This window comes from Synechococcus sp. SYN20 (assembly GCF_014279555.1).
Taxonomy (GTDB): domain Bacteria; phylum Cyanobacteriota; class Cyanobacteriia; order PCC-6307; family Cyanobiaceae; genus Synechococcus_C.
Genome location: NZ_CP047959.1, coordinates 2,127,679 through 2,141,441 on the forward strand (window position 1 = coordinate 2,127,679; position 13,763 = coordinate 2,141,441).

Annotated in this window: 11 protein-coding genes; 5 read left to right on the top strand and 6 right to left on the bottom strand. The window is 50.7% G+C overall.

The genetic code is table 11. The features are described from left to right. Positions 1-2: 2 nt before the first annotated feature. Positions 3-749: a YebC/PmpR family DNA-binding transcriptional regulator gene (locus SynSYN20_RS11355; protein WP_186523748.1), complete on the top strand. Its 747-nt coding sequence runs from the start codon at positions 3-5 to the stop codon at positions 747-749. A gap of 417 nt (positions 750-1,166) precedes the next feature. Here SynSYN20_RS11355 and SynSYN20_RS11360 read toward each other — a convergent pair whose 3' ends face one another. Beyond that, a complete protein-coding gene (locus SynSYN20_RS11360) occupies positions 1,167-2,054 on the bottom strand; it encodes an oxaloacetate decarboxylase (RefSeq protein ID WP_255476256.1) in 888 nt (295 codons plus the stop codon). A 301-nt stretch (positions 2,055-2,355) separates the two neighbouring features. On the opposite strand from SynSYN20_RS11360, the gene SynSYN20_RS11365 reads away from it, so the two are divergent. The 3 genes from SynSYN20_RS11365 (at position 2,356) to SynSYN20_RS11375 (ending at position 4,534) form a co-directional block, all read left to right on the top strand. After that, positions 2,356-3,495 carry an acyltransferase gene (locus tag SynSYN20_RS11365; protein ID WP_186523749.1) on the top strand — a complete coding sequence of 380 codons (1,140 nt, stop codon included), beginning with the start codon at positions 2,356-2,358 and terminating at the stop codon, positions 3,493-3,495. A 119-nt stretch (positions 3,496-3,614) separates the two neighbouring features. Continuing rightward, a complete protein-coding gene (locus SynSYN20_RS11370; RefSeq protein WP_186523750.1) occupies positions 3,615-3,887 on the top strand; it encodes a DUF3303 domain-containing protein in 273 nt (90 codons plus the stop codon). A 188-nt stretch (positions 3,888-4,075) separates the two neighbouring features. Beyond that, positions 4,076-4,534: a cupin domain-containing protein gene (locus tag SynSYN20_RS11375; protein WP_255476257.1), complete on the top strand. Its 459-nt coding sequence runs from the start codon at positions 4,076-4,078 to the stop codon at positions 4,532-4,534. Positions 4,535-4,658: 124 nt separating this feature from the next. Here SynSYN20_RS11375 and SynSYN20_RS11380 read toward each other — a convergent pair whose 3' ends face one another. Both SynSYN20_RS11380 and SynSYN20_RS11385 read right to left on the bottom strand, forming a co-directional pair. Beyond that, complete coding sequence (locus SynSYN20_RS11380) at positions 4,659-4,808, bottom strand: hypothetical protein (protein ID WP_186523751.1); 150 nt, start codon at positions 4,806-4,808, stop codon at positions 4,659-4,661. 619 nt (positions 4,809-5,427) lie between these two features. After that, positions 5,428-5,946 (bottom strand): GNAT family N-acetyltransferase, encoded by a 519-nt coding sequence (locus SynSYN20_RS11385; RefSeq protein WP_186523752.1) that lies wholly within the window; start codon positions 5,944-5,946, stop codon positions 5,428-5,430. A gap of 752 nt (positions 5,947-6,698) precedes the next feature. Here SynSYN20_RS11385 and SynSYN20_RS11390 point away from each other — a divergent pair. Then, positions 6,699-7,985, top strand: a complete 1,287-nt coding sequence (locus SynSYN20_RS11390) for an MFS transporter (protein WP_186523753.1) — start codon at positions 6,699-6,701, stop codon at positions 7,983-7,985. A gap of 856 nt (positions 7,986-8,841) precedes the next feature. Here the strand turns inward: SynSYN20_RS11390 and SynSYN20_RS11395 are convergent. From SynSYN20_RS11395 to SynSYN20_RS11405, 3 genes are all read right to left on the bottom strand, one after another. Then, positions 8,842-9,045 (bottom strand): hypothetical protein, encoded by a 204-nt coding sequence (locus tag SynSYN20_RS11395; protein WP_186523754.1) that lies wholly within the window; start codon positions 9,043-9,045, stop codon positions 8,842-8,844. Between the two features lie 47 nt (positions 9,046-9,092). After that, positions 9,093-9,389 carry a hypothetical protein gene (locus SynSYN20_RS11400; RefSeq protein ID WP_255476258.1) on the bottom strand — a complete coding sequence of 99 codons (297 nt, stop codon included), beginning with the start codon at positions 9,387-9,389 and terminating at the stop codon, positions 9,093-9,095. 704 nt (positions 9,390-10,093) lie between these two features. Next, the gene (locus SynSYN20_RS11405; RefSeq protein WP_186525618.1) at positions 10,094-13,762 is read right to left on the bottom strand and encodes a hydantoinase B/oxoprolinase family protein; all 3,669 of its coding nucleotides are present in this window, start codon (positions 13,760-13,762) and stop codon (positions 10,094-10,096) included. Between the last annotated feature and the right edge of the window lies 1 nt (position 13,763).

Genomic DNA, 13,763 nt, shown 5'->3' on the forward strand with positions numbered 1-13,763 from the left:
CTATGGCCGGCCACAGCAAATGGTCTCAAATCAAACGCACCAAGGCGGTGGTGGATGGGAAGCGAGGCGCACTTTTTACCAGGCTTGGGCGCGAGATCACCGTGGCCGCACGCAATGGAGCTGACCCAAACGGCAATTTCCAACTACGAACAGCCATCACGAAGGCACGATCAGCCGGATTACCGGCAGACAATATTGAGCGGGCCATAGCCAAAGGATCGGGGCAAGGGGAAGCAGGCTGCAGCCTGGAAGTGATTCGCTACGAAGGTTATGGACCCGAAGGCATGGCGGTCCTGGTGGAAGCACTCAGCGACAACCGCAACCGCACGGCGGCCGAAGTACGTCTTGCCTTCAGCAAACACGGCGGCAAGCTCGGAGAAACCGGATGCGTGAGTTATCTCTTTCAGCACCGCAGCGAGGTGCGACTCGAGGGACATTGCGAAGAAGAAGCGCTCCTGGAGACCCTTCTCGAACTCGATGCAGAGGGATATGTGTTGCAAAGCGATGGCAACACCATGGTTCATGGTGGCTTTGAAGCCCTGGAGCAGCTTCAACAGGGGCTGCAGGATCGTGGCTGGGCTGTAGTGGATTGGGAGCACTGCTGGCACCCACTAACGCTCGTGGCGATCCAGGACCCACACCTTGCAGAAACCTGCAAACACTTACAAGAGGCCTTGGAGTCGCTCGATGATGTCTGCAGCGTAAGCACCAACCTTGCTCCAATCGAGGCAGCTATAAAATCAGAATGATTCTGTTCGCAAACAACCTCTCCTCAGGGAAGTTGCGATTAAGAACACGTTTGAAGAAGCAAAGCAAGAGCCAAAGGCACAAACTCACCAACACTTCAATCGCCAAATCAATCACGCACTGGCTGAGTTAATCGAGAGTTTCGTTGCATTCTGGCCATTGATTTTTCCTGAAGCTCTATTTTTTCATCAAAACCTCACAGACTCAAGATTGAATGTAATGGCCATACAAATTAATCCCAATCTATTTTTCGAAAGCATCCACCCAGGCGACAGATATCCCTAAAGCGGTATACCTTCTTCCATTCCCTACTGCCTTCATAGGACTGCATGAGTTCAGCTCATTCTTGATGTCGTTGTCAATAACCCTTGGTCATTAAGGCCGATGGATGATTCTTGCCTAGAGAGAGGCAAGAATCATTAAATTCGCTTGCTCACCGCATCGTCATAAGCATCAAAATTCAACAGAGCCTTAAGTTCAGAAAAGCTGAGCATCCTTTCGGGAGTTTTTCCGAACTGAAGATCCGTCACCGCTTGGCGCATTGCAAAGGCTGCAGATGCAAGCAGGGTGAGGGGATAGGCCACTAGATGGAAACCCATGGCTCCGAGATGATCTGGCAAAAGCAACGGAGTCACGCCTCCTTCCAACATGTTCGCCATGCGCTTTCCGGGAACTTCATTGCAGAAGCGGAGCATCTCTTCTTCTGAGCGAGGCGCTTCCAGAAACAGCACATCAGCGCCAAGTTCGGCAAAGGCTTTTAATCGCCACAACGCTTCATCCAGTGCACCGCGCTCTCCAAAGCTTTGCGCAAACGCCGATCGAGCATCAGTTCGCGCCACGATCACGAGATCAGCGCCCTGGCGGCGGGCTTCAACAGCAGCGCTAATCCGCTGGATCGCAACATCACGGGCAACGACCTCCTTCACTCCGGTATGGCCACAGCGTTTAGGAGAAACCTGATCTTCAAGCATGATCCCGGCAAAACCTGCCTGCTTGAACTGGTGCATGGTGCGTTGCACATTGGCCGCATTGCCATGGCCCGTATCACCATCACCAATCACTGGAATCGAAACGGCATCACAGAGCTGACGGCCTTGATCCAGCATTTCTGTCACCGTGATCAGGCCCGTATCAGGCAAACCGGCGCGGGCTGCGGCAACGGAGAACCCACTCATAAACGTGAGCGGGCAGCCCGCCTGTTCAACAATCCTTGCCGATAAGGCATCAAAACAACACGGCATCACGTGACAGGACTGTTGCGACAGCAACGCCCGTAAGTGCGCGGCGGTATCTGCTGTTGGCGTCACGATTGAAGATCCTCCATAGGCATCATTGGGGACGTCAAGCGAGAAAAAGACAAAGGAATCCTCACTTCACCTCAGTTCCAAAAACTACAACCAAAAGCAGGCTGCATGGCATTCAATCTCATACTTTAAGAAGCGATGCTTCCAAGACTCATACTGGACGGGAAGGTGAGGAAAACACCTCGGAGCTGAGCGAACGCCAATAAGCGATCAATCGCGCCCAATGATCAATTTAATTCAATCACAAAAGCAATCGGATCCCAAACATCACAAGCGACAAACCAATTAAAGCTAAGATCAAATCATGCACGGCAGGGCGATGCTACAAAAAAGAAGAGTTGCCTTTTTAGATCAAATCAAAGCGGTAATGGTAGCCCTGGTGATTGCCACTCATACAATACTAGTAGGCACACTATTCTCAACTGATCTCAAGCAGATCATCGAGTCAGCACCCAAATACGAAGCGATAAGCTTTTGGTTTGGCTGGATCTGCAACACCTTTTACATGAACATCCTGTTCTTAATCTCAGGGTATCTTGTACCGAGCTCAGTACACAAACGAGGGGTCGCTAACTACGCCAGGCAACGATTACTCCGGCTGGCAATCCCTCTCATTATTGCAACTTTTCTGCTTAACAATATCACCCCATTAGCAGGGCTACTCATTCCTAACAGCAATGCCTTTGGACAGAGCTTCAACAACCTTCCACTCAATAGGATTGGTCCTCAATGGTTTATCTTAGTCCTCATAATATTGAATGCAATATACTGCCTTTGGGCTTTCATTCGCAAAAATCAATTTACAATTGACAATTCAAAAACCGTACCAGGCTGGCGATCATGGCTGATCAGCGCTGTAGTCCTTGGGACACTAGAGGTAATCATGGGTTACTTTTCTGGATATTGGGCTGACTTAAAAGACTCAAGCCTTGATGGACTTGGCTATCAAGGAATGCATCTATGGACCTATGCATTTTTGTTCTTTGTTGGATGCAAAGCAGCATCACACCGATGGCTAGAACGGATTGACAAGCAGCTTGCATTTTCTTGGCTACGCCTCTCTCTAGTGATCACACTTGCCCTACTAGCGTCAAACCATGTAGCATTTATACCACGTCATAACAAAACATCCTGGGAGTTCATTTCGCCATTGATGGCATTTTTAACACCGCTCATCGGCTGGGGATTTATTGCTGCAGTTTTAACTTGGAGTCAAGCCCACGAACAGCTAGATAGCCAATGGCTGATCAAAGCAGGCAAGGATAGTTTTGGCGCCTATTTAATTCACATACCGCTCCTTGCTGGAGCGATGGTCACCTTTTACTCAATAGGAATCAAGAACATCTGGATACTTGGGCTAGGATCAACCGTAACGGCTGTCTTCTTATCATTTATTGCAAGCCATCAACTGCGCAAAATTCAGGCCATTCGGCAGATTATTTAATAGCTCTTCACCCAGAAGCAAATACCACAACATGCCGCGAGAAGATCAGCTTCGGTATCGCAGACTACATGATGCTCCTACAAGCCATGTATAATAGGAATATTTACTGAACAGACTTCATGACATTCTTGATGCATTGGACATTCAAAACCGGTTACCATGCAATTGCGGCTAAGAAGTTTTTATCCACTGGTGCTCCATTCCCGGAATGCAAATCATGGAAACGGTTTCATGCTCCTGGATCATTAGAGGGCTGGATTTTGGTTGAAGCAGATAATGCAGATGCCTGCTACGAACATGCTGCTGAATGGGCTGAGTGCTTGGATTGGAAGGTGACGCCCGTTCTCACTGACGATCAAGCAGGTCCCTTAATGGCAAAGGCTTACAGCTAATCTCAGTCTGAGGAAGAAACTCCCGCCACCAGCAGAGCCTTGGCCTTTTCCGTGCGGATTCAATTCCTTCCAAAACATCACCAAATACTCTTTAAGCGGCAGGAATAACTTGTTTTAACAATCGGTGAATAATGAGTAAGATCAAGCGTAAACCTTGTCTAAAAGATAAGGCCCTTTCCAATAAGTAAATGAAACGACCCTTTGTCCACTTATCTCTAGTCCTTGCTTCATCAATGTTGTGGCCATCACTTGCAAAAAGTCACGAAGGCCACTCATTAAGCCATGGCGTTATAGTTGAGGTATTAGCCAACTCCACCAAAATGTGGAATGGCAATCTATTGCCGAGTTATCCCCATGGACAGCCAAAGGTCAAAATCCTTCGGATCCAAATACCAAAAGGTACAACCTTACCGTGGCACTACCATCCTGTGATCAATGCAGCCGTGATTTTGCAGGGAACATTAGAACTCAAATTAAAAGATGGCAGCCAAAAAATTTATCAAAAAGGCGACGCATTGATTGAAGTCGTAAATACGATTCATGCAGGCAAAGCATTGGGAACTACAGATGTAGACCTGATTGTGTTCTATGCAGGAGAGGAAGCGATGCCCACAACAGTACTCACCAATCCCAAGACCAATCCCTAGCAGCAATTAGTACTCAGCAGCCATCTGCAGAAGCCCGTCTGGACACAGCTAGAGACACGTAAGCCATTAAGGATAGATCACAAAAGAAACACATTGAACGGCACCACTATTTGACGATGTTTGTTCATTCATCACACTCCTGCTCATCAGCTTTTAGGTGTTCAAGTAAATATGAATACCAATTACCATGTGCAATGGCATCTTTCTTTGTGATTTCATTGGCTTCTATTGCTGCAAGTAATCGATATGCAGCTGCCCGTTGCTTTTGATCCAACGCCCCTTACCCCCGAATCATAAAGAGAGAGTGAAGCAGGGTTGGTGCTGCCATCTCAGACACAAACTTTACGAAAGATGTCTTCGCTTGGCAATAGTTGGGTTCGCATTTAAAGGGAGTAGACATTAATTCAACGAGCTCTCTCCGCTCTTTCTTCATCGAAAAAACTGGTAGTTCTGGCATCGAGGTAGTAATGAGTGATGAGATCACTATCGTCCACGAACAGTCAAAAAGACTCCCCCAAACGGGTGAAAGGAGACAGCACTCGCCTCACCCATTTAGGGAAATGATCACGATTCCTAGATCAAAATAAAATTCCATAAAGGACATTATCAACGGACGATCGAGAACGCTAAACTTGCCATAAGTTCAAGATAAATCATCTGTGATTAGAGAATCCCTATGAAAATGAGAGGACTAATGCCGCCTAAACTCAGGAATCTGCTCGACAAAGTCAGACGAAAGATTGCTTATGTACCAGCCGTAAGCGATACGATTTCAGCCATGAAAGATCTTGGCATCGACCTAAAAGAGGAGACAAAGAAGAACCAATAAAGCTCTTGCAGGGATCCAACTTATCAAGAAGAAGGATGATGCTATGACCTTGCAATCCTGATTCCTAGTGTTCAGAAGGATATCTTTGCTTACCAGACCCCCCAGCTCCATGCAGTTCCTTGAGGAACCAACAATCACAACCACCATGCCCTGTTTGACCAAGAGGTTGTTCAATCCTTAGGAATCCCCAAGCCCGATAAAGCCGTTGAGCCGCCACCATTCCAGAAAGGGTTTCGAGATAAACCCAGCGATAGCCGAGCACACGAGCGTGTTCCAACAGGCTCCCCATAAGCTGCCAACCAACACCCTTCCCCCGCGCTGACGGAGCTAGGTACATCTTCTGCAATTCACAAGTCGCATCCACACCACTTAAGGGGCCAATTCCAGCTCCCCCAAGAACATTCCCAGCCTCCGCTACGACTAAATAAATCCATCCAGACGCGGCGTAAGTTTTACTCATTGCATCTAGCTCAGGATCTTGCCAAGCAAAACCAGGGCGATCAGCACCAAATTCAACAAGTGCCGCCCGAATCACTCTGCACAGGTCAGTCTCATCCAACGGGTGTAGAGGCCGAAGCTCCATCTCTCGCCTTTCACTCAAAAGGATGACCTCCAAATCGAGAGACCTGTTCGGAGTTCAATCGAGACAACCCCAGTGAACTGGCTCTGATGAGAGACGTCGTCAGCAACCAAAGCGGGCAGAGGAACTCAACACCAACATTAATCAAATCAGCCAAAGAGCAAGAAAATTAATCATGGATCCTATGCATTCAGCAGCTTTGATGTGACAAGTGCCTCCAACGCAACAACAGATGGGGCACTAAGCCATAGCCGCGTTCATGCTAGATTCAAGAAAAATATAACCCACATGCTAGATATTTTACCTGGATATTATATTGTTTTCTTGGCACTAGGACTAGCAGCGGTTCTCGTGGTCTTTTTTTATTCCTTTACGCGAAATTCCAACTATGAGGTACAACAGCGAGCCAAAAAAATCCAAGAGAAGAGGCAAAAAGCATCAAAATCTAGCGATGAATAGCCACTAATACATCTGCAAAGTGCAGTGCTTTAAGTTCCCACTCTCTGCTTTTTACCCAGAGAAATCAGAATCAAAAAGAAACGAACAAGCCTTGGCATTAAATCAACTCATTCCATTCAGTGCAAATTTTGCGTGCTCTATACGAATAGCAATCATCAAAATACGTTGATCAATTTTATTCATTCTGAATTATTCCTTTTCAGATATTAGCATAATATAGACCCAACAACAAATTGCCTAGCGTGGATGAGCAAGGCAATCACCTTAATTTTTTCCCAGAGAAACTCTCAGCCAAGATGTCCAATTCAAGAGAGAAGTACAGAGGCACTTCAAGCTGGAAACGGATTGTCGCCGTTGGAGTGGAGGGCTTTGCCAGTGGTCTTCCACTGATGTCAGTCAGCACGCTACTTCAGGGGTGGCTAACCGCTAATGGGATTCCTATTGCGACGATTGGTCTTCTAGGACTCATAGAACTGCCTTACACGCTCAAACTTTTTTGGGCGCCCCTGATGGATCATTGGGCCATCCCTTGGCCTGACCGACGCAGGGGTTGGATCGCACTTTTACAGCTGATGATCGGCATTGGCTTGGTGAGTTTCGCTCGTTTCGGAGCAACAGTTTCAACGAATGAAATTGTCGCGATCGGCTTCGCAGCCTTTGTAATTGCCATTTTGAGTGCATCGCAAGATGTTGTCGTTGATGCTTATCGGACGGACCTGCTTGCGCCACCCGAACGGGGCGGGGGTGCGGCATCAGCAACACTCGGTTACCGAGGCGCCATGTTGTTTATTGGCGCCGGCTGCTTCGTGATTGCGGGCCAATTTGGCTGGCAATCAGCTTTCATCACGGCTGGCACCGCCATGTTGATCATCGTTCCCATCACCCTTGCTGCTCCAACACTCCCTGCAATCCAAAACCCGGTTCCAACCCTCAGGGGAGCCGTTCTTGGACCTGCCCGTGAATTCATCACTCGAACAGGCCGTCAACGGGGAGTCCTGATTTTGCTCCTTGTGATGCTGTATCGCTGGCCCGATGGGCTTTTGGGTTTGATGGCCGTTCCATTCCTGATCCAAAGCGGGTTCTCACCAGAAACGATTGGCACGGTTCAGGGAGGCTGGGGCATTGGCGCTGCAATCGCGGGCACTGCGGTCGGTGGACTCTTTTTTTCCAAGTTGGGGCTCAATCGTGCCCTATGGGTCTATGGCGTTATCGGTGCCTTCAGCAATCTCGCTTACTGGGCACTAGCTCGATTTGGGGGAGGATTCAAAAGTCTTTTAATGGCAGTGAGCGTTGAAAACTTCTGCAGCGGAATGATGGTTAGTGCCTTTTTGTCACTTCTGATGAGTTTGTGTAATCCTCGTTTTTCTGCTGCTCAATATGCACTTTTGTCTGGAATTTATGCCCTCAGCAGATCACTGTTGTCCACACCTGGAGGAGTGATTGCAGGTCAGGTGGGCTGGAGTACTTTCTTCGCTCTCACGATGGCGGCGGCCGTTCCATCCCTGCTCTTGTTGTGTGTGTTGGCTCCCTGGAAAGAACGCTTGCCCCGTGGTGCGTTTGATTTGAGTCGGGACGCTACCTAATCCCACGCCACCCTTCAAGCGGAAGCCACAACCACGCCATTTCCAATGTCGTCGGTTTTGGTTCTGATGGCAATGCGCGATTGCACCGATGTGCTTTTCGCTCGCCTGCGCCACACTTTGTGTATCGAAATCGGAGGAGCCATGACGGCCGACACTCCACCTCAGCAGATCAAAGAAGCAGCCTGACCACTTGGCCCCTGCTCCAACAGTTTTTTTCACCCAACGGCGAGTTCCGTCCTTCGGTAGGCAAGCTCTTGAGCGCCACGTCGATCGACACTCCATCTGCACCGAACCAGGTGCCCTAAGGAGTTCAACCACTCACCACTTAGGAACCAGGCCCCAGGCGCCAAACGCCAGACGCTTCGCACTCCTCCTTCAGTTCACTGTTGTCGTTTCGAGGTTCACGCTTCTCCGATACAGATTCACTGGATCTTGGTTAGCGCTATGCATAAACGAGCGAGCTAGGCCGTCTCTTCCATCCGGGAGGGGCGGCCTCTCTTCTTTTCCACCACAATTCGAAGTCATAGACAAAGATTTGAGGTATTTTCACCAAGCCAACATCAGCCTCAAAATAAAATCAACAAGCAATAATATTAATTTTTCGCGAAAAAGCAACTAAGACAGTGATCAGCAATCAATACAAGCTGATCCCCAGCCCTAGATGCGTAGACGACCAGATGGAACGATAAAGGGCAATATAAACTCCTGAAATCACGATCCCACCCGAAGAACCCATAAAAACAATAGCGAAATACAAATTAACCCATAGGACGAATAAGAATTTGCCTACTTCACTCTCATCTCACTTCCTTTCAGATTGGGGATATAAATCAATCCCTCTCCGCAGGCACATCTTTTATTTTCTTCCCGTCAGCTCATCCCAACTAACCTCAGCCTCAATATTCTCAATACTTTGATTCAATCGACAGTGAGGATTCTGATGACGGCCAGAAAGAGAATGCTGCTCAATCACTTTAGGGTGGATCAATCCGAGCCTACTTAGAGGCTCCTGATTTGCATCAATAGAATCAGACATACTGCCATCTTCATCAAGAACCATGAATTCAACCTCAAAACAAATTTTATCGAAAAGTATTGGAACTAAAATTATTTAGATAGTTCAATTCCATCATGATAATCATCCAAGAGCAAAGACAACCCATCAAAGTAAGCACACAATTCACCGCGCAATCCTGCGTAATAGCTAAAAGCTTCATTGCCATAAGCCTGGCGCATTTCCTTTAAAAGATTATCGGTGAGTCTATCCAATGCCTGGTGGGCGACAACCAAATCAACATGGATCAGATCCCTCCTTTCACTCGAAGTAATTGGATCATTACTGCTAGAAGCACAGCGAGGATTAGCCTCTATCAATTGCCGTCGAAATGCTTCAATTTCGCTCATCGGATCATGAACCCGTTGCTCTGTAAAAATATGACATCCGTTTCTATCAACCTGGTCAATCTAGATACGCGACAACGTATTAGAAAGCACGTATCATCATTGCCGCCTTTTCATTGGAGCTCTTTTCGCAGCTATTACTACGCTGTGACTCTCACTATTCCAGCTGGGAGCCACTCGAGCTACCAGTCCAAAGCCTTGCCAAGACTGATCTAGCCAAAGCGTATCTCGCGAATTCATTAACTCTGCATCGAATCCATCTAACGAGCTCTCAATCAGGAAAAGCAAGGGAGGTCATAGATCCACTGCTCTAGACCAATCAACTTACAAAGAGCAGAGCAAAATTTGCATCAATCATGACAAGATCCCTGAAAGCAAAGATACTCATCCCAGCAATTCAGCATCAGATTTAACCAAAAAAGACAATCCAGGTAACAACGAATACGCCCCTCACAACGACTGCAGTTCATGGTGGATGGACACCAGACTGAGTCCCATGGAATTGTTCGTTGGAATCTGCATCATCCCATTTCTGAGCGCTCTATTTATTCAAGCCGGACAAGATGAAAATTCTGAAGACCATGATTTTCTCTAGTCTATATATTCAAGACTCTTTTCAAGTCGATCTGGACACCAAGTCCAATCCCACTAAAAACCACATAAAAGGTGATTACTGCGAAGCAATTCGAAGAAAGTTATTCTCCGATTCATAGCGTCCGTTCCACCATTCCCCAACCACCGCCACCAGGCGTTGCAATCCAAAGTCGCTCACCGGTTTGAACGCTCTGCTCAAAGCAACCTGGTTGATTTCGCCAGGGGCCTCCCTCTTCACGCAAGCAAGCCATTCCCAGAGCACCAGCTTCTCCGCCAGCCAAACCAAATGGCGCGACGCGGCGCGACCCAGACAGCAGAGCCACCGTCATCGGTGCAAGAAAACAAATCTCACGCTCAAGTCCATCACCACCTGACCAGCGTCCTTTCCCCCCACTGCCACGGCGCAACTGGAAACGTTCCAAACGCACAGGGAATCGTTGTTCGAGGATTTCCGGATCGGTGAGCCTGGAGTTCGTCATGTGGGTCTGTACCCCAAACGAACCCTGAAACCCCGGACCTGCCCCACCGCCTCCGGCAATCGTTTCGTAGTACTGAGAATGTTCATCTCCAAAGGTGAGATTGTTCATCGTTCCCTGCGCCGCGGCCATCACCCCCATCGCAGCGAATAACAGGTTGCAGAGCGCCTGAGAGGTCTCCACATTGCCTGCCACCACAGCCGCTGGGGGGAGGGGATTCAACAGTGATCCCTGCGGGACGATCAAAGTAAGCGGCTCGAAACAGCCTGCATTGAGTGGGATTGATTCATCCACCAAGCAGCGCAGCACATACAACACAGCGGCTTTGGTGACCGCTAGCGGAGCATGAAAGTTGTGGTCTCCTTGGGGGCTCGTCCCAGTGAAATCGAGGCAAGCCGTACGCGCTTTGTGGTCCACATGCAAAGCAAGCTGCAAACGGCCGCCATGGTCTAGCTCCACGCTGAACTGCTGATCCGCCAAACGACTGATCACACGACGCACCGCTTCCGCCGCATGGGTTTGAACAAAGCGCATATAGCGACTGACCCGCCTTGGTCCCTCCCGCAGCATCAACGTCTCGAGCCGGTCCACGCCGAGGAGGTTGGCCGCCACCTGAGCCTGCAGATCCGCCCAAAGCACATCGGGAGAGCGCGGCGGCTGCCGCTCCGCTCTCAAAATCGCGTTCCAGCCATCCACATCCAAGACCCCACCACGCAGAAGTGACCAGTTGCGGAGCCGTAGGCCTTCCTCTCCGATCTCACGACTGAAAGGAGGCATGGAGCCAGGCGTAAGGCCCCCGACATCAGCGTGGTGTCCGCGACAAGCAACGTAGTAACTGGGTCGTTCCCCCTCCCCGAAGACAGGGGTCATCGCCGTGATGTCTGGGAGATGGGTACCTCCGTGATACGGGTCGTTGCTCAGCACTGTTTCGCCCGGTTCCAGTGGAGGGCGTTCACCGCGTTGGATCTGGTGCAGAAGATCCACCACCGCCTCCCCCATAGAGCCCAAATGCACTGGGATATGGGGAGCATTGGCAACCAATGCTCCGTCTTGATCGAACAACGCACAGGAAAAGTCCAGGCGCTCGCGGATATTCACAGAGCGGCTCGTCTGCCGAAGCCGCTCCCCCATCTGCTCAGCAATCACCATGAAGCGGTGATGAAACAGGCTCAGGTCCACCGGATCTGGAACATCTACAACCTGATCTCGAGCTGACCGTTGAACCGGTAGCTCAGCAGCAGTGAGTAGCAAGCTTCCTGCGGAGTCGCAGCAGGCTGACCAACCAGGCTCCAGCACGGTGCAACCCGTGGCATCAAGGATTAAGGCTGGCCCCAGCAAGGGCTTACGCAACAAAGCATCACAGCGCTGCACCACCGGAACCTCCTGCCAACCCAGCCCAGCCCAGTGAATGGTGGCTGTTGTGCTGAGAGCTCCAGACACCGGCTGCGTGGCTGATGCCATCTGGGTGTCGTGCTGAATGGGTGCTGGTGCCGTAAAAACTTCTACCTCCAACCGCTCCAACATCAAGGCAGTGGTGCGAGGAGGCTTGTAGCCAAAACGCTGACAGTGGGCTTGGTCAAAAGCACCTTCCAACTGCGAACGTTGCAAGGTTGAGGTGAGATCAGTGATCGGGATCAGCAATCCCTGTTCGGACGAAGCCTCCCGAAGTTCAAGACGAATGCGGTGCTCCCATAGGGACGCATGGCCCGCTCCAGCAGCCTGCAGCTTCTCCTCCGCAACAGCCAACTCCTGGCGAATCCTTCCAGGAAGTGACACCAGCAAGTCCGTTTCAAGAGGGCGCCGCACCACCACCTGACGCCATTCGCGCAGGCGCGCCTGACCCAGACCAAAAGCCGACAACACGCCAGCAAGTGGATGGATCAACACTTGGCGAAGACCCAACACTTGCGCGACTCGGCAGGCCAATTGCCCGGATGCTCCGCCGTAGGACACAAGCGCCCCAGCACGAATGTCGTGACCACGAAGCAACGACACCTGCTGAATGGCACCAGCCATCGTTTCCACGGCGAGGTCAAGCGCTCCTTCCGCAAGCGACTCCAGATCGCATCCCAATCGGCAGGCAAGCTCCCCAAAGCGCTGCTGTACCACCTCCAGATCCGGAGGCAAATCCCCCGCCGGACCAAACACGGGGGGGAAGGCTTCCACCTGTAATCGACCGAGAAAAAGATGGGCGTCGGTGATGGTTAAGGGACCGCCATGGCGATAGCAAGCTGGTCCAGGGCTAGCGCCTGCAGAGCGAGGGCCGACCTGCAAACCATCGCCATCACTGCGAATGATCGAGCCCCCACCTGCGGCGACGGTATGGATCGGAAGTCGTGCAGCCGTCAGTTCGAGACCTGCAATTTTGGTCTCAGCGCTGCGCTCCCAGTCCTGGTCTGAGGCTCCTGCTGGCAAACAAAACACGTCGGTGCTGGTGCCACCCATGTCCACCCCTACGAGCGCCTGACCTGCCAAACCAGCAGCCTCTGCTGCAGCAACCGCCCCGACCATTCCGCCAGCAGGCCCAGACAGGATGGTGTCCTTCGCGAGCAGTTGTTCAAGACCTTGTAAGGCACCACTTGAGGACATCACCCGAAGTCGTGCCTGCCCACCAAGTGACTGCCTCACCTGTTGGAGATAGCGAAAAAGCACCTGTTCCACCGCCGCCTCAACGACGCTGGTCTGCGACCGGGGGACCAAACGCGGCAGTGGGCTTACCTGATGGGAACAAACCACCGTGGTGAATCCGATCGTTTGCGCCAACTCAGCCAGTCGCCGCTCATGGCAAGGCTCACGCCACGCATGCATCAGGGCAATGGCGCAGGCATGAATACCGGAACTGCGATACGCGCGCAGCGTTGTCTCCAGTTCTGCATCTAGACAAAGCGGTTCTACCTCCTCCCCATCGGCATTCAATCGCCCTCTGGATTCAACAACCGCCACAGCAAGCGACTGCGGAGCAGGAATCTCCAAGGCGAATAGATCAGGGCGATGCTGATCACCGATCAACAACAAATCCGCCAGACCCTGGTTCGTGATCAACAGAACAGGCTCCCCTGCACCCTCCAAAAGGGCATTGGTCGCGACTGTTGTCCCCAATCGCACCTCCTGAATTAAACCCGGCGGGATCTGGGCCGCCGCAGACAAACCCATGACCTCTCGAATGGCACAAACAGCGGGATCACCACGATCGATCGCTGGCTCTGAAAGCACTTTGCGAACCACAAGCTCACCAGTCGGGGCGCGACCCACAAGATCCGTGAAGGTTCCGCCTCGATCAATCCAAAATTGCCATTGGGTTGTCATC

Coding starts and splice junctions, on each gene's coding strand:
- SynSYN20_RS11355 (WP_186523748.1), top strand. CDS start 3: ATGGCCGGCCACAGCAAATGGTCTCAAATCAAACGCACCAAGGCGGTG.
- SynSYN20_RS11365 (WP_186523749.1), top strand. CDS start 2,356: ATGCACGGCAGGGCGATGCTACAAAAAAGAAGAGTTGCCTTTTTAGAT.
- SynSYN20_RS11370 (WP_186523750.1), top strand. CDS start 3,615: ATGACATTCTTGATGCATTGGACATTCAAAACCGGTTACCATGCAATT.
- SynSYN20_RS11375 (WP_255476257.1), top strand. CDS start 4,076: ATGAAACGACCCTTTGTCCACTTATCTCTAGTCCTTGCTTCATCAATG.
- SynSYN20_RS11385 (WP_186523752.1), bottom strand. CDS start 5,946: ATGGAGCTTCGGCCTCTACACCCGTTGGATGAGACTGACCTGTGCAGA.
- SynSYN20_RS11390 (WP_186523753.1), top strand. CDS start 6,699: ATGTCCAATTCAAGAGAGAAGTACAGAGGCACTTCAAGCTGGAAACGG.
- SynSYN20_RS11395 (WP_186523754.1), bottom strand. CDS start 9,045: ATGGTTCTTGATGAAGATGGCAGTATGTCTGATTCTATTGATGCAAAT.
- SynSYN20_RS11400 (WP_255476258.1), bottom strand. CDS start 9,389: ATGAGCGAAATTGAAGCATTTCGACGGCAATTGATAGAGGCTAATCCT.
- SynSYN20_RS11405 (WP_186525618.1), bottom strand. CDS start 13,762: ATGACAACCCAATGGCAATTTTGGATTGATCGAGGCGGAACCTTCACG.